The organism is Streptomyces sp. NRRL F-6492, from assembly GCF_001280125.1.
In the GTDB taxonomy this organism is placed as follows: Bacteria; Actinomycetota; Actinomycetes; order Streptomycetales; family Streptomycetaceae; genus Streptomyces.
The window spans coordinates 23,174-48,814 of the sequence record NZ_LGEG01000227.1 but is presented as its reverse complement, the minus strand read 5'-3'; the positions used below and the strand labels follow the sequence as shown (position 1 = coordinate 48,814).

Genomic DNA, 25,641 nt, shown 5'->3' with positions numbered 1-25,641 from the left:
GCTCCTGCCGGGTGAACCGGGGGGAGGAGGTCAGAGGATCGCCCCGGGGGCGTAGGCGGCGGCCTCCGGGTGCTGCTTGAGGATCTCCTCGACGCGGGAGACCACGGACGCGACCTGGTCGGCGGCGGCGCCCGTGAAGGACAGCTTGTCCGCCATCAGCTCGTCGAGTTGCGCCCGGTCCAGCGGGATGCGCTCGTCGGCGGCCAGCTTGTCGAGCAGCTCGTTGCGCTCGGCGCCCTGCTCGCGCATGGCGAGCGCGGAGGCCACGGCGTTCTCCTTGATGGCCTCGTGCGCGACCTCGCGGCCGACCCCGGCGCGCACGGCGCCCATGAGGACCTTGGTGGTCGCCAGGAAGGGCAGGTAGCGGTCGAGCTCGCGGGCGACGACGGCCGGGAAGGCGCCGAACTCGTCGAGCACGGTGAGGAAGGTCTCCAGGAGGCCGTCCAGCGCGAAGAACGCGTCCGGCAGCGCGACCCGGCGGACCACGGAGCAGGACACGTCGCCCTCGTTCCACTGGTCGCCGGCCAGCTCGCCGGTCATCGAGGCGTAGCCGCGCAGGATGACCATCAGGCCGTTGACGCGCTCGCAGGAGCGGGTGTTCATCTTGTGCGGCATCGCCGAGGAGCCGACCTGGCCGGGCTTGAAGCCCTCGGTGACCAGCTCGTGGCCCGCCATCAGACGGATCGTCTTGGCGGTGGAGGACGGGGCGGCGGCCAGCTGGACCAGCGCGGTGACCACGTCGTAGTCGAGCGAGCGCGGGTAGACCTGGCCGACCGAGGTGAAGGCGTGCGCGAAGCCGAGGTGACCGGCGATCCGCCGCTCCAGGTCGGCCAGCTTGCCGGCGTCGCCGCCGAGCAGGTCCAGCATGTCCTGCGCGGTGCCGACCGGGCCCTTGATGCCGCGCAGCGGGTAGCGGCCGAGCAGCTCCTCCAGGCGCGCGTACGCCACGAGCAGCTCGTCCGCCGCCGTCGCGAACCGCTTGCCGAGGGTGGTCGCCTGGGCGGCGACGTTGTGCGAGCGGCCGGCCACGACCAGCTCGGCGTACTCGGCGGAGAGCTTGCCGAGCCGGGCGAGGACGGCGACCGTGCGGTCCCGCATCAGCTCCAGGGAGAGCCGGATCTGGAGCTGCTCGACGTTCTCGGTGAGGTCGCGCGAGGTCATGCCCTTGTGGACGTGCTCGTGGCCGGCGAGGGCGTTGAACTCCTCGATGCGGGCCTTCACGTCGTGCCGGGTGACCTTCTCGCGCTCGGCGATGGAGCCGAGGTCGACCTGGTCGAGGACGCGCTCGTAGTCGGCGAGGGCCTCCTCCGGGACCTCGATCCCGAGGTCCTTCTGCGCACGCAGCACGGCGAGCCACAGCCGGCGCTCCAGCTTCACCTTCTGCTCGGGGGACCAGAGGACGGCGAGCTCCGCGGAGGCGTAGCGGCCGGCCAGAACGTTGGGGATGCGGGGCTTCGCAGTCACAGCAGTCACGTAGAGGGATTCTACTGGCGGTTTCTGCAGGCCAGTGCCACCGCCCGGTGTGGAGCTTGCTACGAGACGCGGGTCACGGGCGCTCCGGCCGGACGGCCACCGAGGGCTCGTACGGGAGCAGCTCCGGGCGCTTGGGCGCGCGGCCGTCGCCGGAGGAGCGGCCGGTCAGCCGCCGTCCGATCCAGGGACCCAGGTGCTCCCTGGCGAAGCGGGCGTCCGCGAGCCGCCGGCTCGCCCAGCGGGGAGGCGCGGTCGCCGGCATCGGCGTGCGCCAGTCCTCCTCGGCCTCCAGGCCGAGGGCCTGCCACACGGCCTCGGCGACCCGCCGGTGCCCCTCGGCCGTCAGATGGAGCCGGTCCACGTCCCAGAGGCGGGGGTCGCCGAGCGACGGCGCCCCGTACAGGTCGACGACCAGGGCGCCGTGCCGGGCGGCGAGCGCGTCGATGTGGGCGAAGAGCTCCTCCATCCGGGGCCGGAAGCGCTCCATGACGGGGCCGTTCCGGCCGGGGCTGCGCATCAGGACGAGCTGCCCGCAGGCGGGTGTGAGGCGTTCCACTGCCTCGGTGAGGAGGTCCCGCACCCGGACCATGTCGACCTTGGGCCGGAGGGTGTCGTTGAGGCCGCCGACGAGGGTGACCACATCGGCCTCCATCGTTGCGGCCGGGCCGACTTGCTCCTCGACGATCTGTCCGATGAGCTTCCCGCGCACGGCGAGGTTCGCGTACCGGAAGCCGGGGGAGCGGGCGGCGAGACGGCCCGCGAGGACGTCGGCCCAGCCGCCGTAGGAACCGTCGGGCCTCAGGTCCGACATACCCTCGGTGAAGCTGTCGCCGAGGGCGACGAAACTGTTGTACGTGGCATTGATCTCCATGGCGGAGCGATCATACCGTGCGGTATGCGAGGCGTGCCGTGGAGAACCCGGGAGGGGAAATCCGATGAGCGAAGCGCTCCTGAGCGCCCTGGCAGAGGCCCTGGCCGGACTGGTGACGGAGGTCGAGGCCGCCGACGACGAGGTCCTCGACCCCGACACGGCGGTGAAGTGGCTGGAGTCCACCGGGCACGCCCTCGCCGGGCTCGCGGCGGCCGACCGGCGGACCCTCGACGGGCTGTTCCGCGCGGCGGCCCTGCGCGCGCCCGAGGGCCCCCGGCGGGACGGTCTGCTCAGGGTCTCCGAGGGCTTCGGACTCGCCGGGGACACCCACGCCGCCGACTGCGGGGCCGCCCTGGACCACGCCCGGCGCCTCGCCGCCGTCGTCCGCGACGCCGGCCCCGCGACCCCCGTCCCCGGCCGCCCCGACCGGACCCTCGCGGACCTCGCCCGGCACGTCGGCACCGTCCACCGCTGGGCCGAGCACCTCGTACGGACCCGTGCCACCACCCGGGTCCTCGCCCAGGACGTCCCCCTCGACCCGCCGGCCGACCCCGCCGCGTACCCCGACTGGCTCGTCGCCGGCGCCGAGCGGTTCGCCGCCACCGCCCGCGACGCCGACCCCGACGCCCCCGTCTGGTCCCCGGGCGCGGACCCGCACGTCCGCCACTACCCCCGCCAGGTGCTCTTCGAGACCCTGGTCCACCTGGCCGACGCCGAACTCGCCGTCCACGGGAAGACCGGCCCCCTCGACCCCGGCACGGCCGCGGCCGCCGTCGACCACTTCCTGACCGACGCCCCGTACATCCCCCGGATCGCGGAGCCGGTCTCCCGGCTCGGCCGGGACGGGGCGGTCCTGCGCCTCACCGCCCGCGACACCCGCGCCGTCTGGACCCTGACCTTCGGCGGGGGCGGCTTCACCTGGACCCGGGGGAGCGGCGGCGCGGAGCCGACCGCCGCCGTCGAGGCGGACGCCGGGGAGCTGCTGCTCCTGCTGCACCGCCGTTACGGGGCCGACGAGCCCTGCTTCGCGCACACCGGCGACCGGGGCCTCCTGGACGACTGGCTGGCCGCCGCCGCGCTCTGAACGAAGCCCGAAGGGCCCCGGGACGGATCCCGGGGCCCTTCGTCTTCCGTGCGCGCGGCCGTTACGACGCCGCGGGGCGCCCGACCAGCTCGCGCAGCACGTCCTCCATCGCCACGAGGCCGGCCGGCCGGTCGTTCTCGTCGAGGACCGCCGCCAGGTGCGTCCGGCTGCGGCGCATCGCGGTCAGGACGTCGTCCAGCGGCGCCTCCGCCCGCACCCGGGCGATCGGCCGCAGCGACGACACCGGGAACGGCAGGTCGCGCGGGACGATGTCCAGGGCGTCCTTGACGTGCAGGTAGCCCAGGATGTGGCGCTCCGGGTCGACCACGGGGAAGCGGGAGAACCCGGTCCGCGCCGACAGCGCCTCCAGCTCCTCCGGGGTGGTGCCGACCGGGGTGGACACCACCTTCTCCGCCGGCATCACCACGTCCCGCACGGGACGGCGGCCCAGCTCCAGGGCGTCGTGCAGCCGCTCGGCGGCCCGGTCGTCCAGGAGCCCGGCGTCACCGGCGTCGGTGACCAGACGGGCCAGCTCGTCGTCCGAGAAGGTCGCCGAGACCTCGTCCTTGACCTCCACCCGCAACAGCTTGAGCAGGGCGTTCGCGAAGGCGTTGATCGTGAAGATCACCGGCCGCAGCGCCCGGGCGAGCGCCACCAGGGGCGGCCCGAGGAGCAGCGCGGAGCGCGTCGGCTCGGCGAGCGCGATGTTCTTCGGCACCATCTCGCCCAGCAGCATGTGCAGGTACGTCGCGAGCGACAGGGCGATCACGAACGAGATCGGGTGCACCAGACCGTGCGGGACGCCGACCGCGTCGAAGACCGGTTCGAGCAGGTGCGCGATGGCCGGCTCGGCGACGATGCCGAGGACCAGGGTGCAGAGCGTGATGCCGAGCTGGGCCGCCGCGAGCATCGCGGAGACGTGCTCCAGACCCCAGACGACACTGCGCGCCCGCTTGTCCCCCGCCTCGGCGAGGGGTTCGATCTGGCTGCGGCGGACCGAGATCAGGGCGAACTCGGCGCCGACGAAGAAGGCGTTGACGACCAGGGTGAGCAGGCCGATCAGCAACTGGATCGCGATCATCGGCCGGCCTCCCCGGTCTCGTCCCCGGTCTCGTGCGCGGGTGCGTGCAGCAGCAGACGGGCCGCGCGGCGGCCCGAGGCGTCCACGACGTCGAGCCGCCAGCCGGCCAGCTCCACGCTGTCGCCGGCGTCCGGGATGCGGCCCAGCTCGTGGGCGACGGCGCCCGCCAGCGTCTCGTAGGGGCCGTCCGGCACCTTCAGGCCGATCGCGCCGACCTGGTCGGTGCGGGCCGCGCCGTCGGCGGACCACAGCTCGCGCCCGTCCGCGTCCTCGCCGGCCCGTGCCAGGTCCGGCGTCTCGTGCGGGTCGTGCTCGTCGCGGACCTCGCCGACGACCTCCTCGACGATGTCCTCCAGGGTGACGACCCCGGCCGTGCCGCCGTACTCGTCGATGACGACCGCCATCGTCTGCTTCCCGGACAGCCGGTCCAGCAGCCTGTCCACGGTCAGCGTCTCGGGGACGAGCAGCGGCTCGCGCATCATCTCCCCGATCGGGCGGCGGTACCGCTCGGCGGCCGGTATGGCCAGGACATCCTTGATGTGGGCGATGCCGACGACCGCGTCGAGGCTGCCCCGGTAGACGGGGAAGCGGGACAGGCCGGTCGCGCGGGTCGCGTTCGCCACGTCCTCGGCGGTGGCCTGCACCTCCAGGGCGGTGACCTGCACGCGGGGCGTCATCACGTTCTCGGCGGTCAGCTCCGCCAGGTTGAGGGTGCGGACGAACAGCTCGGCCGTGTCCGCCTCCAGGGCGCCCTCCTTGGCGGAGTGCCGGGCGAGGGCCACCAGCTCCTGCGGGGAGCGCGCGGAGGCCAGTTCCTCGGTCGGCTCCATGCCGAGCCGGCGCAGGATCCGGTTCGCGGTGTTGTTGAGGTGGCTGATCAGCGGCTTGAAGGCGGCCGTGAACACGCGCTGCGGGGTGGCCACGACCTTCGCCACGGCGAGCGGCGAGGAGATGGCCCAGTTCTTGGGGACCAGCTCGCCGACCACCATCAGGACCACGGTCGACAGGGCGGTGCCCAGGACCAGGGCCACCGAGGAGGCGACCGTGGCGGAGAGGCCGAGGGCCTCGACCGGGCCCTTGATCAGCGCGGCGATCGACGGCTCGGCCAGCATGCCGACCACCAGGTTGGTGACGGTGATCCCCAGCTGGGCGCCGGAGAGCTGGAACGTCAGCGACCTGACGGCCTTGAGCGCGCTCGCCGCGCCGCGCTCGCCGCGCTTCACGGCGGCTTCGAGTTCGCCGCGCTCGACCGTGGTCAGCGAGAACTCGGCCGCGACGAAGGCGCCGCACGCGAGGGAGAGCAGGAGCGCGAGGAGGAGCAGGAGCACTTCGGTCATCGGTTCACCTCCGTCCCATGATCACGCGGCGGGAGGAGGATCGCTCGGAGCCGGCGGCCGGAGCCGGAGCTTTCGAGTCTGTGGGAACCAGTGCTACTGGGAGGCTCGCCCATGGGCGGACGCTCACACCTTTCAATCGTCGGGACGAGGGACCATGGTAAAGGACGGGCAAAGCGGGGTGTCGATCACCCCGGTGCCCCTCACCTCGCACTTCTCATCGTCCCTCCTGCTTCTCCTGCCCCGTGAGCGGCTTCACCCAGCGGCGCCAGCGGTCCTCGCGCTGGTACCCGGCGGACGCCCACAGCATCCGCCCCGTTCCGTTCGCCTCCAGGACCATGGCGTCCGCGCGCCGCCCGCCGAGCGCGGCGAACCGCTCCTCGGCCGCCCGCAGGAGCGCGGTGGAGATCCCCCGGCGCCGGTACGCGGGCAGGACGGCGAGCCGGTAGAGGGAGGCGCGCCAGCCGTCCCAGCCGGCGATCACGGACCCCACGATCCGTCCGTCGGCCACCGCGAGCAGCAGGGCCTCCGGATCGCGCTCGACGAGCCGGGTGACCCCGGGCACGTCGTCCGAGACCGACGTCCCCTCGGCGGACTCCCGCCAGAAGGCCAGGACGGTCTCGGCCTCGTTGACGGTGGCGGGACGTATGTGCAGATCGATCATGGCCGGATCCCATCACGGGGGACTCGGGCCGTGCCAGGGGGTTCCGGAGGGCGGGACGGCGGCGCCTCACCGTCGCGCCGTGCCCAGGACACAGGGCGAGGACGGCAGGCGCGGCCCGCCCTCCGGGACGTCGAAGGAGCGGTACGGGCCGAGGGCGAAACCGGCCTCCCCGATCTCCGCCAGCGGGTCGCGGGAGGTGTGGCAGCCGCCGAAGAGCCGCGGCCACACCGTCCGGTCGAGTCCCCGCTGCACCCGGGCGAGCCCCGGCGTGTCCGCCGCCCCGTGCTCGAAGAAGCGCAGCTCGCCGCCGGGACGCAGCACCCGGCGCAGCTCGGCGAGGGCCGCCGGCACGTCCCGCACCGTGCACAGGACCAGGGAGACCACCGCCGCGTCGAAGGCGCCGTCCTCCGCCGGCAGCGCCTCGGCCGTTCCCGGCACCACGGTCACCGGAACGGCGGCCCGCCGCGCGGCCTCCCCGGCGAGCCCGCGCAGCCGGGCCTCCGGTTCGACGGCCACGACCTCCGTGACCCCGACCGGGTAGTGCCCGAAGTTCAGCCCGTTCCCGGCGCCGACCTCAACGACCCGGCCGGTGAGCCCGGCGAGCAGCTCCGCCCGGAGGGGCCCGATCCCGCCCCGCGTCTCGGCGGAGACGCTGAACCGGGCGTAGAGGCGGGCGAAGAGGGGGTGGTGCACCCGGGGCGGACCCCCGGGCACCGGCCGCGAAGACGTCATCGGGGGCTCCTCGTGCCTGGACGCGCGTACGACCAGCCTGGCGCGCGTACGTCCAGCCTACGGAGCCGCGCCGCCCGGGGCCGGACGACGGGGCCGGGACACCGACCGTCCGGCGCCTCTTCGCGCGGATCCGGGGACCTCTTCGCGCGGCCCCCGGGACCTCTTCGCGCGGCCCCCGGGACCTCTTCGCGCGACCCTCGGGACCTCTTCGCGCGGCCCCCGGGACCTCTTCGCGCGACCCTCGGGACCTCTTCGCGCGGCCCTCGGGACCTCCTCGCGCGGCCCCGGGGACCTCTTCCTACGGGCCCCGAGCCCCTTTCGCGCGGCCCCCCGGCACCCCGTCCGGCGGTCAGCCCCCGTACGGCTCCGCGTGCGTCCGCGTGAACGCCCCCGCGTCCCACGTCCCGCCCAGGGCCGGGCCCAGCCAGCTCCCCGCCGCCGCCCGGAACTCCGCCGGGGGCAGGGACCCCGAGCCCTCCGGTACGGCTCCGAGCAGGGGGGCGCCCGCCGCCTCCGGCAGGTCGGCCAGGTTGCAGCGGGCCGCCAGGTCCGGCGCGGCCGGCCAGCTGCCGACCACCACGCCCAGCTGCTCGATCCCGCGCGCCCGCAGCGCCTCGGCCGTCAGGGCCGTCGAGTTGAGCGTCCCGAGCCCGGCCGGGGCCACCACCAGGACCGGCGCGCCGAGCAGCGCCGCCGCGTCCGCGAGCGTGCCGCCCTCCTCGTCGAAGCGGACGAGCAGCCCGCCCGCCCCCTCCACGAGCACCAGGTCGTGCTCGGCGGCCAGTTTCCGGGCGGCCTCGGCGACCTCCCCGGGCCCGACCGGCGCGAGGCCGGCCCGCCGGGCGGCCGTACCGGGCGCCAGCGGCTCCGGGAAGCGGCCCAGTTCGGCCGAGGCGACGGCGCCCGAGAGCCGTACGACCTCGTCCGCGTCGCCCCGCTCGTCCGGCCCGACGCCCGTCTGCGCGGGCTTCAGGACGGCGACCGAACGCCCGGCGGCGGTCGCAGCGGCGGCCACGGCCGCGGTCACGACCGTCTTGCCGATCTCGGTCCCGGTGCCGCTGACGACGACGATTCCCATGACTGTTCCCTCTTTCCGTTCAGCCCGCCGCGGCGGCGGCGCGCACCGCCGCGCAGATCCGGGCCACGTCCTCGTCGCCGGTCACGTACGGCGGCATCGTGTAGATCAGGTCCCGGAACGGGCGCAGCCACACGCCCTCCCGGACCGCCGCGCGCGTGGCCGCCGCCATGTCGACCTCGTGGTCGAGCTGGACGACCCCGATCGCGCCGAGCACCCGCACGTCCCGCACCCCCGGCAGGCCGGTGGCCGGGGCGAGCCCCTCGCGCAGCCCGGCCTCGATCCGCTTGACGTCGACCCGCCAGTCCCGCGAGAGCAGCAGGTCGATCGAGGCCAGGGCCACCGCGGAGGCCAGCGGGTTCCCCATGAAGGTCGGCCCGTGCGCCAGGACCGGCACCTCGCCCCGCGAGATCCCGTCGGCCACCCGGCCGGTGCAGAGCGTCGCGGCCATCGACAGGTAACCGCCCGTCAGCGCCTTGCCGACGCACATCACGTCGGGGGAGACCCCGGCCGCGTCGGCCGCGAACAGCGTGCCCGTGCGCCCGAACCCGGTCGCGATCTCGTCGAACACCAGCAGTACGCCGTGCTCGTCGCAGGCCTCCCGCAGCACCCGCAGATAGGCCGGGTCGTGGAAGCGCATCCCGCCCGCGCCCTGCACCACCGGCTCCACGACCACCGCGGCCAGCTCGTGCGCGTGCCGCCCGATCGAGGTCCGCAGCAGCTCGGCGTACGACTCCTCGTACGCGGCCGGCGGGGCGTCCGTGAAGACCTGCGGCTGGAGGACCCCGGTCCACAGCTCGTGCATCCCGCCCTCGGGGTCGCACACCGACATCGGCTGCCAGGTGTCCCCGTGGTAGCCGCCGCGCCAGGTGAAGAGCCGCCGCTTCTCCGGGCGGCCCAGCGAACGCCAGTACTGCAGGCACATCTTGACCGCGACCTCGACGGAGACCGAGCCCGAGTCGCTGAGGAAGACGTGCCGCAGCGGCTCGGGGGTGATCTCCACCAGCCGGCTCGCGAGGCGGACGGCCGGCTCGTGGGTGAGCCCGCCGAACATGACGTGGCTCATCCGGTCGAGCTGGCCGCGCACCGCCTCGTTGAGGACGGGGTGGTTGTAGCCGTGGACCGCCGACCACCACGAGGACATGCCGTCGACCAACTCGTCCCGCCCCTCGGCGGGTTCGGCGAGCCGCAGGCGCACCCCGGACGCGGACGCGACGACCAGCGGGTCCGTGCGGCCCGGCATGGGGCCGTACGGGTGCCAGACGTGCGCCCGGTCCAGGGCGAGGAGCTCGTCGTTACGCATTCGGCGCGAGGTCCGTCCCGGCTCCCCTGCGGCGCACCGCCACCAGATCGGTCCGGGCACCGCCCGGCGCGGCCTCGGCGGCCGGGGCCTCGGCGGGCTCGGGGACCGGGGCGTGTCCGCCGCACGGACCGCAGCCGCCGCCGGCGCCCGAACCGCAGCCCGCGCCGCCCTCCGCCGCGCCGCTCTCCGCCGGCGCGTGCGAGCCGCAACCGCCGCCGCTCTCCGCGGGAGCGCCGGAGCCGCAGCCGCCGGAGGCCGCCGCGAGCGCGTCCGCGCGGTGGGCGGGCAGCGTGGGCGTGCCCGTGCCCTCCACCTCGAAGCCCGCGTCAGCGATCATGTCCAGGTCGGCCTGGCCGGCCTGGCCCTCGCTGGTCAGGTAGTCGCCCAGGAAGATCGAGTTCGCGATGTGCAGCGCGAGCGGCTGCATCGAGCGCAGGTGCACCTCGCGGCCGCCGGCGATCCGCACCTCGACGTCGGGGCAGACGAACCGCACCATCGCCAGGATCCGCAGACAGCGCTGCGGGGTCAGGTTCCACTCCTTGGCGAGCGGGGTGCCCTCGAACGGGATGAGGAAGTTGACCGGCACCGAGTCCGAGCCCAGCTCCCGCAGCGCGTACACGACGTCGACCAGGTCCTCGTCGGCCTCGCCCATGCCCGCGATCAGTCCCGAGCAGGCCGAGAGCCCGGCCGCGTGCGCCTTCTGCACGGTGTCCACCCGGTCGGCGTACGTGTGGGTCTTGGTGATCCCGCCGTACGTCGCCTCGGAGGTGTTCAGGTTGTGGTTGTACGCGTCGGCGCCGGCCTCCCGCAGCCGCTCCGCCTGGCCGTCCGAGAGCAGACCGAGGCAGGCGCACACCTCGACGCCCTCGTTGCCCTCCTTGATGGCCTCGATGGTCCTGCCGACCCGCTCGACGTCCCGGTCCGTCGGACCGCGTCCGCTCGCCACCAGGCACACCCGCTTGGCGCCGCCCGCGACGCCCGCCGCGGCCGCCTTCGAGGCCTCGTCCGGCTTCAGCCAGGTGTACTTGAGGATCTCCGCCTTGGAGCCGAGCCGCTGCGAACAGTACGAGCAGTCCTCGGGGCACAGGCCGGACTTCAGATTGACCAGGTAGTTGAGCTTCACCCGCCGCCCGAACCACTGACGGCGCACCTTGCCGGCCGCCGCCACCACATCGAGCAGTTCGTCGTCGGAGGTCGCCAGGACGGCGAGCGCTTCTTCACGGGTCGGCGGCTCGCGCCGCAGCCCCTTCTCCACCAGCGTGTTCAGCAGGTCCATAACCGCTGATCCTGGCCTACCGCCCGGCCCCGGGCCAAGGAGGATCCGAACAAACGCCGCCGATCGGGGTGTGTGGATGACCACACCACGATCCCGGTCTCCTGCGGCTAGGGTCTGTGCGCTGCCTACAAAAGGCGCCGACCAGCCGACGAAGGCGCCGACGGAGGATCCCGCATGCCACAGGCCGACGACGCACGGGCCGCGGGTCCGCGCCGCACCGCCTTCGACTGGACCGACGCCGAGGCGCGCCGCCGGGCCGACGCCGGTCTGGTCCGCACGCTGCGGCCCCGGGCGGCCGAGTCGGACCTCCTCGACCTGGCGGGCAACGACTACCTCGGCCTCACCCGCAGGCCCGAGGTCACGGAAGCGGCGGCCGAGGCGGCCCGGCGCTGGGGCGCCGGTTCCACCGGCTCCCGGCTGGTCACCGGCACCACCCTGCTGCACACCGCCCTGGAGCGCGAACTCGCCGCCTTCTGCGGCTTCGAGGCGGCCCTCGTCTTCTCCTCCGGCTACACCGCCAACCTCGCCGTGCTCACCGCGCTCGGCGGCCGGGACTCCCTGGTCGTCTCGGACGCCGCCAACCACGCCTCCCTGGTGGACGGCTGCCGTCTGGCGCGCGCCGAGACCGCCGTCGTCCCGCACGCCGACCCCGAGGCCGTACGCAAGACGCTGGAGGCGCACCCCGGGCGCCGGGCCCTCGTCGTCAGCGACTCCGTCTTCTCCGTCGACGGCGACCGGGCCCCGCTGGCGGAGCTCGCCGCCGCCTGCCGCGCGCACGGCGCCGGGCTCGTCGTGGACGACGCCCACGGCTTCGGCGTCCTCGGCGACGGCGGCCGGGGCGCGCCGCACGGGGCCGGGCTCGCGGGCGACGAGGACGTGGTCGCCACCCTGACCCTCTCCAAGTCCCTGGGCAGCCAGGGCGGCGCGGTCCTCGGCCCGGCCCGGGTGATCGAGCACCTGGTGAACGCCGCCCGCACCTTCATCTTCGACACCGGCCTCGCCCCGGCCGCCGTCGGCGGCGCCCTCGCGAGCCTGCGGCTGATCGCGGCCGAACCGGGGCTCGCTGGGCGGGTCCGCACCGTCGCCACCGGCCTGTACGAGCGGCTGACCGCGGCCGGTCTGACGGCGGCCCGGCCCGACGCGGCCGTGGTCTCGGTCCGCGCCCCCTCCCCGGAGGCGGCGCTGCGCTGGGCGGCGGACTGCCGGGAACGGGGCCTGGCGGTCGGCTGCTTCCGGCCCCCGTCCGTCCCCGACGGCGTCTCGCGCCTGCGCCTGACCGCGCGCGCCGATCTGACGGACGCGCAGATCGACCGCGCGGTGGAGACGGTCCTGCGCACCGCGCCCGCCGTCTGACACACGGGTCGAGGTCGCATCCGCCGTCCGGCGTACGGACCGGCGGCGCTCACGGTCCGCACGGTTCACCGCTTCGGACGACGGACGGGGCCCGCCCTGGTGGGACCCGTCCGTCGCGGCACCCTCGTGGGACTCCGGGGCGGCGGCCCCGGCGGGCCGTCGACGCCCGTCCGGCGGCGTTCGGGTGCGGCGGCGCCACCGCACCCTCCCGGCGCCCGCTCAGCGCCCGGGCGGGGTCACCGGACGCGTCCGTAGTAGACCTTCGAGGACCAGATCTTGTCGAGCTTCACCCAGGAACCGGTCTTGGGCGAGTGCCAGATCTTGCCGCTCCCGGCGTAGATGCCCACGTGGTAGACCTTCCCACCGGAGTGGAAGAAGACCAGGTCCCCCTTCTGCCTGCTGCCGGCGGAGACGTGCCGGGTCTTGTTGTACTGCTGCTGCGCGGTGCGGGGCAGCGACTTGCCCGCCTTCTTGTACGCGTAGAGCGTCAGGCCCGAGCAGTCGAACCGGGAGGGGCCCGCGGCCCCGTAGCCGTACGGCGCACCCTTCTTGGCGGCGGCGATGCTCAGCGCCTTGTTCGCGTGTGCGGTCGCTGCCTGGGCCTCCGGTGCCGCGCCGGGCGCGAACAGCGTGCCGCCGACGGCGGCGAGGGTGAGAGCCGAGACGGCTCCGGCCCGGGACAGCAGGGACGGGACGTGCATCTGCGCAGTCATGCGCAACCCTTCGTCAGCCGCCTGTGAAGGATGACCTGTCGGGTTCGGGCAGGCGAAGATGCCCGGCCGCGGTCGCGGCTTCACCCCAAGGGCCGACCCGCTGCGGAAACAGCGCGTGCGACCCGTACTGCTCGGGTCCTCCACTCCTGCCGATCCAATCCTGTCGACCAGACGTCCGGGACGGCGGCAGGACTCGGCGTCCGCCCGGACCGCCCCGCCTCGGATGGCGGGGGCTTGTCGTCGGCAGGGATCTTGCCCCACAGCCTGGTCGAAATCCGAGTGGAAACAGCGATATGTGAGAGTCCTCACGACTGATCCATTCGGGTGGACAGGATGCTTTCGTGATCGTCGGAGGTTTGATCCGCGGGCTCCGCACCAGCAAGGAAGCGCCCGATTCCGCCAGATGTGTACCGCCCGTGCGCAACTCGCCCGAGCCATATGTCGACTCGTCGACTCCATCGAACGGACGAGTGCTTCCGGTGTGCGTGTCGGCCGTCCGGCCCTCGACACGACATGCCGGAATGTCAACTCCGTCAGGTGCGGGGGAGCGTGACCCGACCGGCCCGCCGCTCCCCGTCCAACACCCGCAGGGCGCGCGCCAGGGTGTCCGCGTGGACCTCGCTCTCGCCCCGCGCGTGCATGAGCGCCAGGGCCTCGCGCAGCGCCTCCGCGCGCCCCACCAGAGCCTGAGCCGCCCTCAGGGCCCCATAGGTGTGCGTGCTTCTGGACGGGTTGATCTTCCCCAGGAGGTCGACGACCGCGAGGTACGCGTCGACGAGCTCGCCCTCGGCCCGCGTCAGGGCGGGCAGCGGCGGCGGTTCGGGAACCACGGTCCGCTCACCGCACCGCGTCGCGCCGGCTCGTGATCACGTGGTCCACCAGGCCGTACTCGACCGCGGCCGGGGCGTCCAGGACCGTGGGGCGGTCGAGGTCGGCGTCGACCCGCTCCCTGCTCCGTCCGGTGTGCTCGGCGAGCATCCCGGCCATCAGGGCGCGCTCGCGGAGCAGTTCGCGGGCCCGGATGTCGAGGTCGCCCGGCTGTCCGCGCAGCGGCTCGTCCAGGGCGGGCTGCCGGAGCGTCACCCGGGCGCCGGGGAGCATCGTGCGCTTGCCCGGGGCGCCGGCGGCGAGCAGGACGGCGGCGGTGGAGGCGGCCCGGCCCAGGCAGGTGGTCGCCACGTCGCAGGCGAGCGTCCGGATCGTGTCGTGGATCGCGGTCATGGCGCTGACGGAGCCGCCGGGGGAGTTGATGTAGAGCGCGATGTCCCGGTCGGGCGCCGCGTGCTCCAGGTACAGGAACTGGGCGATCACGTCGTTGGACGAGATCTCGTCGACCCGTGTGCCGAGGAGGACGATCCGGGACTCCAGCAGCTTCGTGTACGGATCGAGCGTCCGGGTCCCGTGACCGGTCCGCTCCGTGAACTCGGGCAGGACGTGGCGAGCCTCCATGACGGGCACCTCCATCTGTAAAAAATGTACAGGACGTACAGGCCGTAAGATGGGGAGCATGACCTACGAGATCCCCGTGACGCAAGCGCGAGCCGAGCTCGCGGACCTCATCAACCGCGTCGTGTACGGCGGTGAACGCGTGGTCGTCACCCGCCACGGGAAGCCCCTGGTCGCCCTGGTGTCCGCCGCTGACCTGGACGTACTCGAAGGGGCGGCGCGGCCGGAGGAGGAGCGGGCGGTCCGCTCGGTCTCCGGCTTCCACTCCCTCGACTCCGCTCCCGGCGAACAGGGGCACTTCGGCCTCGCCGCCCGCCACCGCGAGCCCGGAGCCCCATAGGGGCCCGCCGGTCGGATGATCATGAGAACGCAAAGCCGGAGTTAACGAGCCGGAAAAACTTCCGCCCTAACGTGCAATGTCTCGCCGCGGGCCGCATCCAGGCCGTTCAGCAGAGTGTTGACGGTCGGTAGGGTCCGCAGCTGTCCGGGTGCCGTCCCGGTCGACGACTGTGAGGTGGAAGAGTGCAACTGAGCCCGCACGAGCAGGAACGCCTGCTCATCCATGTGGCGGCGGACGTGGCCGCGAAGCGCAGGGCCCGGGGCGTACGGCTCAACCACCCCGAGGCCGTCGCCCTCCTGACCTCCCACATCCTGGAGGGCGCCCGCGACGGCCGGACCGTCGCCGAGCTGATGGCCTCCGGCCGCGAGGTGCTCACCCGCGACGACGTCATGGAGGGCATCCCCGAGATGATCCACGACGTCCAGGTCGAGGCCACCTTCCCGGACGGCACCAAGCTCGTCACCGTCCACGACCCCATCGTCTGAACGGGCGCCGCCGATGATCCCCGGAGAGATCCTGTACGCGGACGGCCCCGTCGCCCTCAACGAAGGGCGCCCCGTCACCCGCCTCACCGTGCTCAACGCCGCCGACCGGCCCGTCCAGGTCGGCTCCCACTACCACTTCGCCGAGGTCAACCCCGGCCTGGAGTTCGACCGCGCCGCCGCGCACGGACGGCGGCTGCACATCGCCGCCGGAACCGCCGTCCGCTTCGAGCCCGGCATCCCCGTCGAGGTCGAGCTCGTCCCGATCGCCGGCCGCCGCGTCGTGCCCGGACTGCGCGGCGAGACCGCCGGCCCGCTCGACGCGGAGACCGGAACCCCCGCCGGGACTTCCGCCGAAACGGACGGAGGCCCCCGTGCCTGAGCTGCACCGCGCCGTCTACGCCGACCTGTTCGGCCCCACCACCGGCGACCGGATCCGCCTCGCCGACACCGACCTCCTCGTGGAGATCGAGGAGGACCGCTCCGGCGGCCCCGGCCGCGCCGGCGAGGAGGCCGTCTTCGGCGGCGGCAAGGTCGTCCGCGAATCCATGGGACAGGCCCGCACCACCCGCGCCGAGGGCGCCCCCGACACCGTGATCACCGGCGCCGTGGTCATCGACCACTGGGGGATCGTCAAGGCCGACATCGGCATCCGCGACGGACGGATCACCGCCCTCGGCAAGGCCGGCAACCCCGACACCATGGACGGCGTCCACCCCGCCCTGGTGATCGGCCCCGAGACCGAGATCGTCGTCGGCAACGGGCGGATCCTCACCGCGGGCGCCGTCGACGCCCACGTCCACTTCATCTCGCCGACCGTCGTCGAACAGGCCCTCGCCACCGGCGTCACCACCCTCGTCGGCGGCGGCACCGGACCCGCCGAGGGCACCAAGGCGACCACGATCACCCCCGGCCCCTGGCACCTGGCCCGGATGTTCGAGGCCCTCGACACCTTCCCCGTCAACATCGGCCTCCTCGGCAAGGGCAACACCATGTCCCGCGAGGCCATGCACTCCCAACTGCGCGGCGGAGCCCTCGGATTCAAGATCCACGAGGACTGGGGCGCCACCCCCGCCGTCATCGACACCTGCCTGGACGTGTGCGAGGAGACGGGCGCCCAGCTCGCCATCCACACCGACACCCTCAACGAGGCGGGCTTCGTCGGCGACACCCTCGCCGCCATCGCCGGCCGCACCGTCCACGCGTACCACACGGAGGGCGCCGGCGGCGGGCACGCCCCCGACATCATCACCGTCGTCTCCGAGCCGTACGTCCTGCCCAGTTCCACCAACCCGACCCGGCCGCACACCGTCAACACCATCGAGGAACACCTCGACATGCTGATGGTCTGCCACCACCTCAACCCGGCCGTCCCCGAGGACCTCGCCTTCGCGGAGTCCCGCATCCGGCCCTCCACCATCGCCGCCGAGGACGTCCTGCACGACCTCGGAGCCATCTCGATCATCTCCTCCGACTCCCAGGCCATGGGCCGGATCGGGGAGGTGGTCATGCGGACCTGGCAGACCGCCCACGTCATGAAGAAGCGGCGCGGCGCCCTGCCCGGCGACGGCCGCGCCGACAACCACCGGGCCCGCCGCTACGTCGCCAAGTACACGATCAACCCGGCCGCCGCCCAGGGCATGGACCACCTCATCGGCTCCGTCGAGCCCGGGAAGCTCGCGGACCTGGTGCTCTGGGAGCCCGCCTTCTTCGGCGTGAAGCCGCTCGTCGTCCTCAAGGGCGGCCAGATCGCGTACGCGCAGATGGGCGACGCCAACGCCTCCATCCCCACGCCCCAACCGGTCCTGCCCCGCCCGATGTTCGGCGCGCTCGGCAAGGCCGCGGCGGCCGGCTCGGTCAACTTCGTCTCCGGCGCGGCGATCGAGGACGACCTGCCACGACGGCTCGGCCTGAACAAGGAGTTCACCGCCATCGGCAACACCCGGAGGGTCACCAAGGCCGACATGCGCGAGAACGACGCGTTGCCCCGGGTCGAGGTCGACGCGGACACCTTCACGGTGACCATCGACGGCGAGGCGGTCGAACCGGCCCCCGCCGCCGAACTGCCCATGGCCCAGCGCTACTTCCTCTTCTGATGACGGCACCGTCGATGACGCGCTCGGCTCTGCTCGTGCTCGCCGACGGGCGTTTCCCCGCCGGCGGGCACGCCCACTCCGGAGGCGCCGAGGCCGCCGTCAGGGCCGGCCGGATCAAGGACGCCGACGACCTGGAGGCCTTCTGCCGGGGACGCCTGCACACCACGGGCCTCACCTCCGCCGGACTCGCCGCGGGAGCCGCGCACGGGCTCGACCCGTACGCGCTCGACGCGGCCGCCGACGCCCGCACCCCCTCGCCCGCCCTGCGCGCCGCCGCCCGCAGGCTCGGCCGCCAGCTGATGCGGGCCGCCCGCGCCGCCTGGCCGGGCCCCGGACTCGACGCGCTCGCGGCCGCCTTCCCGCGCGGCGCCCACCAGCCCGTCGTCCTCGGCGCCGCCGCCCGGTCCGCCGGACTCGGCCCCGAGGACGCGGCGCACTGCGTCGCGTACGAGACGGTCGGCGGCCCCGCGACCGCGGTCGTCCGCCTCCTCGGCCTCGACCCCTACCGGGCCACCGCCGTCCTCGCCCGCCTCGCGCCCGAGATGGACCGGGTGGCCGAGCGGGCGGCGGCCGCCGCCCGCGAAGGGGTGGACGCCCTGCCGGCCGCCTCCGCGCCCCTGCTCGACCTCACCGCCGAACAGCACGCGGCCTGGCCCGTCCGCCTCTTCGCGTCCTGACGCCCCGGCGATCCCGACATCTTGACCTCCCGCCCCCCTTCCGTGACACGACCACCCCGGAGCCGCCCCGTGCACCTCGACCACGCCCACACCCACCACGGCGCCGTCTCGGCCGACGCCCACCGCCCCGACGGCACCCGCCGCGCCCTGCGCGTCGGGCTCGGCGGACCGGTCGGATCCGGCAAGACCGCCACCGTCGCCGCCCTCTGCCGCGCCCTGCGCGACACCCTCTCCCTCGCCGTCGTCACCAACGACATCTACACCCGCGAGGACGCCGAGTTCCTGCTCCGCGAGGCCGTCCTGCCGCCCGAGCGCATCCGCGCCGTGGAGACCGGCGCCTGCCCGCACACCGCCATCCGCGACGACATCTCCGCCAACCTCGAAGCCGTCGAGGAGCTGGAGGACGCCGTCGGCCCGCTCGACCTCATCCTCGTCGAGTCCGGCGGCGACAACCTCACCGCCACCTTCTCCAAGGGGCTCGTCGACGCCCAGGTCTTCGTCATCGACGTCGCCGGAGGCGACGACATCCCGCGCAAGGGCGGCCCCGGCGTCACCACCGCCGACCTCCTCATTGTCAACAAGACCGACCTCGCCCCGTACGTCGGCTCCGACCTGGAGCGGATGGCCCGCGACGCCGAGGAGCAGCGCGGCGAACTGCCCGTCCTCTTCACCTCCCTGCGCGCCGAGAACGGCGTCGGCCCCGTCGCCGACTGGGTCCGGGCGCGGCTCGGGGCATGGACCGCGTGAGCCTGCGCGCCACCGCCCGGATCGCCGCCGACGCCGACGGCGGACTGCCGCTCCTGGTGAGCGACGGCCCCCTCGCCCTGCGCCGCACCCGGGCGGCGGGGCCGTACGCCCGGGTCACCGTCGTCGGGGCGATGAGCGCCCCGCTCGGCGGCGACCGGCTCGCGATCGAGACGCGGGTACGGGCCGGGGCCCGGCTCCTGGTCGACTCGGCCGCCGCCACCCTCGCCCTGCCGGGCCGGGACGCCGGCCCGGCCGCGTACGACGTCCGGATCGACGTCGAGGACGACGGGGTGCTCCGCTGGCTGCCCGAGCAGACGGTCTCCGTCGAGGGCTCGCACCTGCGGCTGCGCACCACCGCCGAACTCGCCCCCACCGCACGGCTCGTCCTGCGCGAGGAGCAGGTCCTCGGGCGGCACGGCGAACCGCCCGGCACCCTCACCACCCGCCTCACCGTCCGCCGCGCCGGGCGCCCCCTGCTCGACCAGGAGCTGTCCTTCGGCCCCGGCGCCCCCGGCGGCTGGGACGGCGGCGCGGTCCTCGGCGGCCACCGGGCCACCGGCCAGCTCCTCGTCGTCGACCCGGCGTTCGAGGAGAAGCCGGTGGAGACCCGGCTGCTCGGGGAGCACGCGGTGATCGCCCCGCTCGCGGGCCCCGCCGCCCTCGTCACCGCCGTCGCCCCGGACGCCCTGGCCCTGCGCCGCCTCCTCGACACCGCCCTGGCCGCGCTCGCCCCGTTCTGAGCCGCGCCCGGCGGCCGGACCCGGAGTCACCGCTCAGCGGTACACCGCTCTCCGGTTATTGGTTCGGCAAAGAAACACGCGTTCGCCCTTTCCTCCCGGGTCCCCCTGGCGAAAGGATCCCCTGGACCGCCAACACCCGGCGCCACCACGGCAAACGGCGCCCACACCGGGGGAGAACCCATGAGACGTACGACAGTGCTCGGCGCGGCCGGCACGCTGATAACGGGCGCGCTCGTCGCGGGCGCGCTCGCGGCCCCGACGGCGAACGCCCAGAGCGACCGGCACCGCGTCGACGCCGAGTCGATCGGCGTCGCCGTGGCAGCCGCCCGGGCCGCCGCCACGGGCGTCGACTGGCAGGACTGTCCGGCCGACTGGGGCCTGGAGAAGCCGATCCAGTGCGGCTGGGTCACCGTCCCCGTCGACTACGCGAAGCCCCACGGCAAGAAGATCAAGCTCGCCGTGGACCGGATCGGCTCCACCGGCACCCCCGCCGAGCGCCAGGGCGCCCTGCTCTACAACCCCGGCGGCCCCGGCGCCTCCGGCCTGCGCTTCCCCCGCCGCGTCACCACCAAGAACGCCGTCTGGGCGGGCGCCGCCAAGGCCTACGACTTCGTCGGCTTCGACCCGCGCGGCGTCGGCCACTCGGCCCCCATCTCCTGCGTCGACCCGACCGAGTTCGTCAAGGGCCCCAAGGCCGACCCGGTCCCGGACGGCGAGGCCGACAAGCGCGCCCAGCGCAAGCTCGCCGCCGAGTACGCCGACGGCTGCGCCGAGAAGAGCGGCGACATGCTGCCCTTCATGACCACGCCCAACAGCGCCCGCGACCTCGACGTCATCCGCGCCGCCCTCGGCGAGAAGAAGCTCAACTTCGTCGGCGTCTCCTACGGCACCTACCTCGGCGCGGTCTACGGCACCCTCTTCCCCACCCACGTCCGCCGCATGGTCCTCGACAGCGTCGTCAACCCGTCCCGGGACAAGATCTGGTACGAGGCCAACCTCGACCAGGACGTCGCCTTCGAGGGCCGCCTCAAGGACTGGATGGCCTGGGTCGCCCGGCACGACGCCACGTACCACCTCGGCGACAGCTACGCCGAGGTCCGCGAGCAGTGGGAGACCCTGCGCGCCGCCGCCAAGAAGAACCCGCTGGGCGGCAAGGTCGGACCGGCCGAGCTCATCGGCTTCTTCCAGAACGCCCCCTACTACGACTCCATGTGGGTCCCGGTCGCGGAGGCCTGGAGCGCGTACGCCGCCGGTGACCCGCAGCCGCTGATCGACTCGGCCGCCGCCGACCCCACCGACACGGCCGGCAACATCTCCTCGGAGAACGGCAACGCCGTCTACACCGCCGTCGAGTGCGCCGACGCCCCCTGGCCGACCAGCTGGAAGAAGTGGGACCGGGACAACACCCGCCTCCACCGGAACCACCCGTTCATGACCTGGGCCAACGCCTGGATGAACCTGCCCTGCGCCACCTGGTCCGCCCCGCGGCAGCGGCCGGTCGAGGTGAGGACCCACAAGGGCCTGCCGCCGGTGCTCATCGCCCAGGCCGAGCGCGACGCCGCCACCCCGTACGACGGCGCCGTCGAGCTGCACGAGCGCTTCAAGGGCTCGCGCCTGATCACGGAGCGGGACGCCGGCTCGCACGGCGTCACCGGCCTGGTCAACCCGTGCGTCAACACCAAGGTCGAGGCCTACCTGCTGACCGGGAAGCTGGACGCCAGGGACCAGACCTGCGCCCCGCACGCCACCCCGCAGCCGTAACGGCACCGGCGCGGGGGTGGAGGGAGGGAGCGTCCCTCCCTCCACCCCCGCGTCACCCGCGCGCCGCGAGCCAGGCGTCCTCCGCCGCGTAGTCGAACCAGTCCACCCCGTACTTCGCGAGGCCCGGGAACGCCTCCCGCCACTCCCGCCCCGCCACCCGCCCGGCCAGCCACTCCACCGTCCCCGGCAGCGAGTCGGCGTACGACACCACCGGCCGGTACCCCAACTCCCGCTCCGCCGCCGCCATGTCGTAGACGATCGGATGCTCCGACGTCCACGGCGTGAGCCCCACCAGGCCCCCGGGGCCCTCCGGCGCCCCCTCGATCAGCACCCGCTCGCTCTCCACGCCCAGGACCGCGTCGACCGCGGCCCCGATCTCCGCCACCGTCGGCGCCTGCGGATCGGCGCCGTTGAGCACCCGGCTCCCCGGCTTCGCCGCCGCGAGGCGGACCAGCTCCGCCAGGTTGTCCACGTGCGCCGGGTGGAACCGCGACCTCCCGCCGTACGCGAGGACGCGCACCGGCCGCCCGTCGAGCGCCCGCTTCACGAACCACAGCTCGCGCGGCCCCGCGGAGTACGGCCCGTGGATCGCGCCCGCCCGCAGCAGCGTCGTCGGCAGCGCCCCGCCCGCCGCCAGCAACTCCCGCTCCAGGGCGATCTTCCGCGTGCCGTACGTGTCCTCGCCCGGCGCGACCGTCGGCCACTCCTCGGGGATCGGCACCGGATAGGCGGGGAAGCCGTCCGGCTCGTCCTGGGTGTCGAAGCTGCGCCCCCGGTCGTCCTCGTAGACGGCGCCGCTCGACACCACCACCGCCGAACCGATCCGGTCCGCGAGCCCCGTCAACTGCCGGGCGTGGCCCCGGTCGTACGCCACGACGTCCACGAGCACGTCGCAGCCGTCGCCGATCCCCGCCGCGAGCGCCCCCTCCTCGTTCCGGTCGAGCCGCACCGACCGGACCCCCTCCGGCCACCCGTCGTCCCTCCCGCCGCCCCGCGAGGCGGCCGTCACCTCCCAGCCGTCCGCGGCGAGGGCCCGCACGGTCGCCCGCCCCACCTGTCCCGACGCACCCAGCACGAACACGTGTCCCTTGGTCATGGACGGGACGCTACGGCCGTCCGGTGCGCCGGACCAGGGGATTGCGCCGTGCGCGGATCCGCCCTCAGCGTTCCCCGCCGGGGAACTTCCGCGGCTCCTCATCCGGAGCGCCTTCCGCCTCCGCGGCCTTCACCACCGCCGCGTACTCGTCCACGTACTCCTGCCCGGACAGGCGCAGGATCTCGTACATGATCTCGTCCGTGACCGCGCGGACCACCGCCTTCTCGCCCTCCTGCCCGGCGAACCGGGAGAAGTCCAGCGGCTCCCCGAACCGGATGGCGACCCGGCGGATCCGGGGCACGACCCGCCCCGGCGGCTGGATCTCGAAGGTCCCCACCATCGCGCAGGGCACCACCGGCACCCCGGCCCGCAGCGCCATCACCGCCACCCCCACCTTGCCCTTGTAGAGCCGCCCGTCGTGCGAACGGGTCCCCTCCGGATAGATGCCGAGCAGCTCGCCCCGGCCCAGCACGCCGAGCCCCTCCCGGATCGCCGCCTGCCCGGCCTCCTTGCCCGAGCGGTCCACCGGGATCTGCCCGGCGGCCCGGAAGAAGGCGGCCGTGAGCCGGCCCTTGAGCCCCGGCCCCGTGAAGTACTCCTGCTTCGCGAGGAAGGTGATCCGCCGCTCCAGGACGGCCGGCATCAGGAAGTGGTCGGAGAAGGAGAGGTGGTTGCCCGCCACGATCGCGGCCCCCTCCGCCGGGACCTGGTCGAGCCCCTCGATCCGGGGCCGGAACAGCAGCTTGAGCAGCGGCCCGAGGAGCACGTACTTCATCAGTTGGTAGAACACTCGCGACCCCGTTCGCCCGTCCGACAGTCGGTCTGTCAGCTGTTCGTCTTCCCGCCACGCCCGTTGTATCCGTGCGCGGGCCCGTGGTCCACTGGTGGGAGAGCGTCACCATGACCGACGGGCACCCCATGACCAACGGGCACGGCACGAGACGCCCCGGCCGGATCCTCACCGCGTTCCTCTGCGCGCTGACGGCGGCCGGGCTGTACGGCTGCTCCGGCACGGCCGCGCCGGACCCGGCCCCCGCCACCACGGCCCCGGCCGGCCGCTCGCCCTTCACGGGCCTGCCCGCCGAACCGGGACCCGTCCTCGCCGTCAAGATCGACAACGCGGCGGCGGCCCGCCCCCACACCGGGCTGGGCGCGGCCGACCTCGTCTACGTCGAACAGGTCGAGGGCGGCGCCACCCGGCTCCTGGCCGTCTACTCCTCCCGCCTCCCCGAGCGCGTCGGCCCCGTCCGCAGCGCCCGCGAGTCCGACATCGCCCTGCTCGCCGCCTTCGGCCGGCCGGCCCTCGCCTACTCCGGGGCGCAGTCCGCCCTGAACCCGCTGCTCCGGGCCGCGCCGCTGTACCCCGTCACCGAGAGCACCGCGCCCGAAGCCTTCCTGCGCTCCCCGGACCGGGCCGCCCCGCACAACCTCTACCTGCGGCCCGCACGCGCCCTCGCCGCCGCCCCGGACGCCGGGGACGCCCGCGACATCGGCCTCCGCTTCGGGACCGCCCCGCCGGACGGCACCCCGACCACCGCCTCGACCGTCCGCTACCCGGCGGCCCGCTACACCTTCACCTGGTCCGCCGCCGACCGCGCCTGGCGGGTCGCCATGGACGGCCGCGAGGCACGCGCCACCGACACCGGGCCGCTCACCCCGGAGACGGTCGTCGTCCAGCGCGTCACCGTCCGCCCCTCCGACTTCCGCGACGTGACCGGCGCGGTCTCCCCGTACACCGAGACCGTCGGCGAGGGCACCGCGCTCGTCCTGCGCGACGGGCGCGCCCACGAGGCCCGCTGGTCCCGGCCCTCCACCGCGTCCGGCACGACCTTCACCACCCCGGAGGGGCAGCCCCTGGCCTTCGCCCCGGGACAGGTCTGGATCGTCCTCGCGCCCCGCTGACGGGACGCACGCGGGTCAGATACCGGTGGGTCCCATGGGACCCATGGGACCTGTGGGGCCCGAGGGCCCCGGGCGCTCCGGTGGGCGCCGGCGCGGGCCGGCGGAGGCCGCCCCGCTCTCCGACGCGGCCACCCCGATCGTCACCACGATCAGCACCAGCAGACCGAACCAGAGCCAGCCGCTGCTGCCGAGCGCCACCGTGTACGCCGTCGTGAGCACCAGCGCGGCGCAGGTGAGCACCGTCATCGTCTTCGTGGGACCGGACATCAGTCCGCCCTCCTCCCGACCGAGGCCGCGGAAGCCGTTCCGACCATCGTGACCCGGAGGAGGGGGCGCGCGCTACTCCCCGGACGCTCCGGCGTGCGCCGGAAACCGGTTCCTCCACGCGGAACGGGCCCGGCGCCACACCCGGCACCGGACCCGTCCACGACTCTCCGGAGGTCAGTTCCCCCGCGCCCGGAGCGAGGCCAGGTACGCGTTGTACGCCTCCAGCTCCTTGTCCCCGTCCCGGTCGGCCGCCCGGTCCTTGCGGACCGCCTGCCGCTGCTCGGAGTGGTACCACTGGTAGACGAGGGCGATGAGGACGAGCACGGACGGGATCTCGCTGAACGCCCAGGCGATGCCGCCCGCCGCGTTCTGGTCGGCGAGCGCGTCGATCCCCAGCGAGGCCGGCGGGTTCGCGTACACCTGGACCATCGGCTCCGAGGCCATCATCAGCGCGATGCCGAAGAAGGCGTGGAACGGCATGCCCGCGAACAGCTCCAGCATCCGCATCACGTACCCCGGCCGGTGCGGGCCCGGGTCCACGCCCATGATCGGCCAGAAGAACACCACGCCGACCATCAGGAAGTGGACCATCATCCCGATGTGCCCCGGCTTCGACCCCATCAGGAAGTCGAAGAGCGGCGTGAAGTACAGCGCGTAGAGGCTCGCGATGAACATCGGGATCGTGAAGCCGGGGTGCGTGACCACCTTCGTGTACCGGCTGTGCAGCAGCTTCAGGAGCAGCTCGCGCGGCCCGGTCGAGCCCCGGCCCGCCACCGGCAGCGCCCGCAGCGCCAGCGTCACCGGCGCGCCGAGCAGCAGCAGGATCGGCGACAGCATGGAGATCACCATGTGCTGCACCATGTGCACGCTGAACATGACCATGCCGTAGTCGTTGAGCCCGGTGCACGTCACGAGGGCGACCGTGAGGACGCCGACCGCGAAGAACACCGTCCGGCTCACCGGCCACGCGTCCCCGCGCCGCCGCAGCCGCGCCACGCCCCACCCGTACAGGCCGAGCGCCGCGAGGCAGCCGACCAGGAAGAAGAGGTCGGGAGAGAACTCCAGGCCCCGCCCCAGCGTGAACGGCGGCAGGTCCGTGGTCATGCCGTGCCCGCTGTGATCCATCCG

Annotated in this window: 27 protein-coding genes and 1 riboswitch; of the genes, 11 read left to right on the top strand and 16 right to left on the bottom strand. The window is 74.2% G+C overall.

Translation table 11 applies throughout. The features are described from left to right. Positions 1–30: 30 nt before the first annotated feature. Entirely contained in the window at positions 31–1,473 is a 1,443-nt protein-coding gene (gene purB / locus ADL08_RS21960; RefSeq protein WP_199837059.1) for an adenylosuccinate lyase, read from the bottom strand. Positions 1,474–1,546: 73 nt separating this feature from the next. Next, entirely contained in the window at positions 1,547–2,344 is a 798-nt protein-coding gene (locus tag ADL08_RS21955) for an SGNH/GDSL hydrolase family protein (protein ID WP_053645594.1), read from the bottom strand. A 64-nt stretch (positions 2,345–2,408) separates the two neighbouring features. Here ADL08_RS21955 and ADL08_RS21950 point away from each other — a divergent pair, with 64 nt between their 5' ends. Continuing rightward, positions 2,409–3,428, top strand: coding sequence for a maleylpyruvate isomerase N-terminal domain-containing protein (locus ADL08_RS21950; protein WP_053645592.1), 1,020 nt, complete (start codon positions 2,409–2,411; stop codon positions 3,426–3,428). A gap of 61 nt (positions 3,429–3,489) precedes the next feature. Here ADL08_RS21950 and ADL08_RS21945 read toward each other — a convergent pair whose 3' ends face one another. The 7 genes from ADL08_RS21945 to bioB form a co-directional block, all read right to left on the bottom strand. Continuing rightward, on the bottom strand, positions 3,490–4,509 hold the full coding sequence (locus ADL08_RS21945; RefSeq protein WP_053645591.1) for a hemolysin family protein: 1,020 nt from the start codon (positions 4,507–4,509) through the stop codon (positions 3,490–3,492). Beyond that, positions 4,506–5,846, bottom strand: a complete 1,341-nt coding sequence (locus ADL08_RS21940; RefSeq protein WP_053645589.1) for a hemolysin family protein — start codon at positions 5,844–5,846, stop codon at positions 4,506–4,508. The genes ADL08_RS21945 and ADL08_RS21940 overlap by 4 nt, the downstream gene beginning before the upstream one ends. A gap of 214 nt (positions 5,847–6,060) precedes the next feature. Then, positions 6,061–6,507 carry a GNAT family N-acetyltransferase gene (locus ADL08_RS21935; protein WP_053645586.1) on the bottom strand — a complete coding sequence of 149 codons (447 nt, stop codon included), beginning with the start codon at positions 6,505–6,507 and terminating at the stop codon, positions 6,061–6,063. 66 nt (positions 6,508–6,573) lie between these two features. Next, positions 6,574–7,239 carry a class I SAM-dependent methyltransferase gene (locus ADL08_RS21930; protein ID WP_053645584.1) on the bottom strand — a complete coding sequence of 222 codons (666 nt, stop codon included), beginning with the start codon at positions 7,237–7,239 and terminating at the stop codon, positions 6,574–6,576. A 349-nt stretch (positions 7,240–7,588) separates the two neighbouring features. Beyond that, a complete protein-coding gene (gene bioD / locus ADL08_RS21925) occupies positions 7,589–8,317 on the bottom strand; it encodes a dethiobiotin synthase (RefSeq protein ID WP_053645582.1) in 729 nt (242 codons plus the stop codon). A gap of 19 nt (positions 8,318–8,336) precedes the next feature. Continuing rightward, on the bottom strand, positions 8,337–9,617 hold the full coding sequence (locus tag ADL08_RS21920) for an adenosylmethionine--8-amino-7-oxononanoate transaminase (protein ID WP_053645580.1): 1,281 nt from the start codon (positions 9,615–9,617) through the stop codon (positions 8,337–8,339). After that, complete coding sequence (gene bioB / locus ADL08_RS21915) at positions 9,610–10,893, bottom strand: biotin synthase BioB (RefSeq protein WP_053645579.1); 1,284 nt, start codon at positions 10,891–10,893, stop codon at positions 9,610–9,612. The genes ADL08_RS21920 and bioB overlap by 8 nt, the downstream gene beginning before the upstream one ends. Before the next feature lie 174 nt (positions 10,894–11,067). On the opposite strand from bioB, the gene ADL08_RS21910 reads away from it, so the two are divergent. Then, positions 11,068–12,246, top strand: coding sequence for an 8-amino-7-oxononanoate synthase (locus tag ADL08_RS21910; protein ID WP_053645577.1), 1,179 nt, complete (start codon positions 11,068–11,070; stop codon positions 12,244–12,246). A 236-nt stretch (positions 12,247–12,482) separates the two neighbouring features. On the opposite strand, the gene ADL08_RS21905 is transcribed toward ADL08_RS21910, so the two are convergent. The 3 genes from ADL08_RS21905 to ADL08_RS21895 all read right to left on the bottom strand — a co-directional run bounded on the left by ADL08_RS21905 (position 12,483) and on the right by ADL08_RS21895 (position 14,408). Beyond that, a complete protein-coding gene (locus tag ADL08_RS21905) occupies positions 12,483–12,959 on the bottom strand; it encodes a C40 family peptidase (RefSeq protein ID WP_053645575.1) in 477 nt (158 codons plus the stop codon). 3 nt (positions 12,960–12,962) lie between these two features. Continuing rightward, positions 12,963–13,168: riboswitch (cyclic di-AMP (ydaO/yuaA leader) on the bottom strand. Between the two features lie 324 nt (positions 13,169–13,492). Beyond that, complete coding sequence (locus ADL08_RS21900; protein WP_053645573.1) at positions 13,493–13,789, bottom strand: hypothetical protein; 297 nt, start codon at positions 13,787–13,789, stop codon at positions 13,493–13,495. Between the two features lie 7 nt (positions 13,790–13,796). Next, positions 13,797–14,408: an ATP-dependent Clp protease proteolytic subunit gene (locus ADL08_RS21895; RefSeq protein WP_199837058.1), complete on the bottom strand. Its 612-nt coding sequence runs from the start codon at positions 14,406–14,408 to the stop codon at positions 13,797–13,799. 58 nt (positions 14,409–14,466) lie between these two features. On the opposite strand from ADL08_RS21895, the gene ADL08_RS21890 reads away from it, so the two are divergent. The 8 genes from ADL08_RS21890 to ADL08_RS21855 all read left to right on the top strand — a co-directional run bounded on the left by ADL08_RS21890 (position 14,467) and on the right by ADL08_RS21855 (position 21,248). After that, positions 14,467–14,745 carry a type II toxin-antitoxin system Phd/YefM family antitoxin gene (locus tag ADL08_RS21890; protein WP_053645569.1) on the top strand — a complete coding sequence of 93 codons (279 nt, stop codon included), beginning with the start codon at positions 14,467–14,469 and terminating at the stop codon, positions 14,743–14,745. Between the two features lie 182 nt (positions 14,746–14,927). Beyond that, on the top strand, positions 14,928–15,230 hold the full coding sequence (locus ADL08_RS21885) for an urease subunit gamma (RefSeq protein WP_053645567.1): 303 nt from the start codon (positions 14,928–14,930) through the stop codon (positions 15,228–15,230). Between the two features lie 13 nt (positions 15,231–15,243). Beyond that, a complete protein-coding gene (locus ADL08_RS21880) occupies positions 15,244–15,609 on the top strand; it encodes an urease subunit beta (RefSeq protein ID WP_053645565.1) in 366 nt (121 codons plus the stop codon). Then, positions 15,602–17,323, top strand: coding sequence for an urease subunit alpha (locus ADL08_RS21875; RefSeq protein ID WP_053645563.1), 1,722 nt, complete (start codon positions 15,602–15,604; stop codon positions 17,321–17,323). The genes ADL08_RS21880 and ADL08_RS21875 overlap by 8 nt, the downstream gene beginning before the upstream one ends. 14 nt (positions 17,324–17,337) lie before the next feature. Continuing rightward, positions 17,338–18,000, top strand: a complete 663-nt coding sequence (locus ADL08_RS21870; RefSeq protein ID WP_053645561.1) for an urease accessory protein UreF — start codon at positions 17,338–17,340, stop codon at positions 17,998–18,000. 69 nt (positions 18,001–18,069) lie between these two features. Continuing rightward, positions 18,070–18,747: an urease accessory protein UreG gene (gene ureG / locus ADL08_RS21865; protein WP_053645559.1), complete on the top strand. Its 678-nt coding sequence runs from the start codon at positions 18,070–18,072 to the stop codon at positions 18,745–18,747. Beyond that, positions 18,744–19,487: an urease accessory protein UreD gene (locus ADL08_RS21860; RefSeq protein ID WP_053645619.1), complete on the top strand. Its 744-nt coding sequence runs from the start codon at positions 18,744–18,746 to the stop codon at positions 19,485–19,487. The genes ureG and ADL08_RS21860 overlap by 4 nt, the downstream gene beginning before the upstream one ends. A 180-nt stretch (positions 19,488–19,667) precedes the next feature. Next, complete coding sequence (locus ADL08_RS21855) at positions 19,668–21,248, top strand: alpha/beta hydrolase (RefSeq protein WP_053645557.1); 1,581 nt, start codon at positions 19,668–19,670, stop codon at positions 21,246–21,248. 52 nt (positions 21,249–21,300) lie between these two features. On the opposite strand, the gene ADL08_RS21850 is transcribed toward ADL08_RS21855, so the two are convergent. Both ADL08_RS21850 and ADL08_RS21845 read right to left on the bottom strand, forming a co-directional pair. Further along, complete coding sequence (locus ADL08_RS21850) at positions 21,301–22,344, bottom strand: NAD-dependent epimerase/dehydratase family protein (RefSeq protein ID WP_199837057.1); 1,044 nt, start codon at positions 22,342–22,344, stop codon at positions 21,301–21,303. Between the two features lie 64 nt (positions 22,345–22,408). Then, positions 22,409–23,134, bottom strand: a complete 726-nt coding sequence (locus ADL08_RS21845) for a lysophospholipid acyltransferase family protein (protein ID WP_053645556.1) — start codon at positions 23,132–23,134, stop codon at positions 22,409–22,411. Between the two features lie 128 nt (positions 23,135–23,262). Here ADL08_RS21845 and ADL08_RS21840 point away from each other — a divergent pair, with 128 nt between their 5' ends. Next, positions 23,263–24,246, top strand: a complete 984-nt coding sequence (locus ADL08_RS21840; RefSeq protein ID WP_053645614.1) for a DUF3048 domain-containing protein — start codon at positions 23,263–23,265, stop codon at positions 24,244–24,246. 15 nt (positions 24,247–24,261) lie between these two features. On the opposite strand, the gene ADL08_RS21835 is transcribed toward ADL08_RS21840, so the two are convergent. Further along, positions 24,262–24,513, bottom strand: coding sequence for a hypothetical protein (locus tag ADL08_RS21835; RefSeq protein WP_053645554.1), 252 nt, complete (start codon positions 24,511–24,513; stop codon positions 24,262–24,264). A gap of 174 nt (positions 24,514–24,687) precedes the next feature. Next, positions 24,688–25,638: a cytochrome c oxidase assembly protein gene (locus ADL08_RS21830; RefSeq protein ID WP_053645551.1), complete on the bottom strand. Its 951-nt coding sequence runs from the start codon at positions 25,636–25,638 to the stop codon at positions 24,688–24,690. Between the last annotated feature and the right edge of the window lie 3 nt (positions 25,639–25,641).

What these genes read in the sequence shown, in the direction of transcription:
- ADL08_RS21955 (WP_053645594.1), bottom strand. Translation starts at nt 2,344, where the DNA reads ATGGAGATCAATGCCACGTACAACAGTTTCGTCGCCCTCGGCGACAGC.
- ADL08_RS21950 (WP_053645592.1), top strand. Translation starts at nt 2,409, where the DNA reads ATGAGCGAAGCGCTCCTGAGCGCCCTGGCAGAGGCCCTGGCCGGACTG.
- ADL08_RS21945 (WP_053645591.1), bottom strand. Translation starts at nt 4,509, where the DNA reads ATGATCGCGATCCAGTTGCTGATCGGCCTGCTCACCCTGGTCGTCAAC.
- ADL08_RS21940 (WP_053645589.1), bottom strand. Translation starts at nt 5,846, where the DNA reads ATGACCGAAGTGCTCCTGCTCCTCCTCGCGCTCCTGCTCTCCCTCGCG.
- ADL08_RS21935 (WP_053645586.1), bottom strand. Translation starts at nt 6,507, where the DNA reads ATGATCGATCTGCACATACGTCCCGCCACCGTCAACGAGGCCGAGACC.
- ADL08_RS21930 (WP_053645584.1), bottom strand. Translation starts at nt 7,239, where the DNA reads ATGACGTCTTCGCGGCCGGTGCCCGGGGGTCCGCCCCGGGTGCACCAC.
- bioD (WP_053645582.1), bottom strand. Translation starts at nt 8,317, where the DNA reads ATGGGAATCGTCGTCGTCAGCGGCACCGGGACCGAGATCGGCAAGACG.
- ADL08_RS21920 (WP_053645580.1), bottom strand. Translation starts at nt 9,617, where the DNA reads ATGCGTAACGACGAGCTCCTCGCCCTGGACCGGGCGCACGTCTGGCAC.
- bioB (WP_053645579.1), bottom strand. Translation starts at nt 10,893, where the DNA reads ATGGACCTGCTGAACACGCTGGTGGAGAAGGGGCTGCGGCGCGAGCCG.
- ADL08_RS21910 (WP_053645577.1), top strand. Translation starts at nt 11,068, where the DNA reads ATGCCACAGGCCGACGACGCACGGGCCGCGGGTCCGCGCCGCACCGCC.
- ADL08_RS21905 (WP_053645575.1), bottom strand. Translation starts at nt 12,959, where the DNA reads ATGACTGCGCAGATGCACGTCCCGTCCCTGCTGTCCCGGGCCGGAGCC.
- ADL08_RS21895 (WP_199837058.1), bottom strand. Translation starts at nt 14,408, where the DNA reads ATGGAGGCTCGCCACGTCCTGCCCGAGTTCACGGAGCGGACCGGTCAC.
- ADL08_RS21890 (WP_053645569.1), top strand. Translation starts at nt 14,467, where the DNA reads ATGACCTACGAGATCCCCGTGACGCAAGCGCGAGCCGAGCTCGCGGAC.
- ADL08_RS21880 (WP_053645565.1), top strand. Translation starts at nt 15,244, where the DNA reads ATGATCCCCGGAGAGATCCTGTACGCGGACGGCCCCGTCGCCCTCAAC.
- ADL08_RS21870 (WP_053645561.1), top strand. Translation starts at nt 17,338, where the DNA reads ATGACGCGCTCGGCTCTGCTCGTGCTCGCCGACGGGCGTTTCCCCGCC.
- ADL08_RS21855 (WP_053645557.1), top strand. Translation starts at nt 19,668, where the DNA reads ATGAGACGTACGACAGTGCTCGGCGCGGCCGGCACGCTGATAACGGGC.
- ADL08_RS21850 (WP_199837057.1), bottom strand. Translation starts at nt 22,344, where the DNA reads ATGACCAAGGGACACGTGTTCGTGCTGGGTGCGTCGGGACAGGTGGGG.
- ADL08_RS21840 (WP_053645614.1), top strand. Translation starts at nt 23,263, where the DNA reads ATGACCAACGGGCACGGCACGAGACGCCCCGGCCGGATCCTCACCGCG.
- ADL08_RS21835 (WP_053645554.1), bottom strand. Translation starts at nt 24,513, where the DNA reads ATGTCCGGTCCCACGAAGACGATGACGGTGCTCACCTGCGCCGCGCTG.
- ADL08_RS21830 (WP_053645551.1), bottom strand. Translation starts at nt 25,638, where the DNA reads ATGGATCACAGCGGGCACGGCATGACCACGGACCTGCCGCCGTTCACG.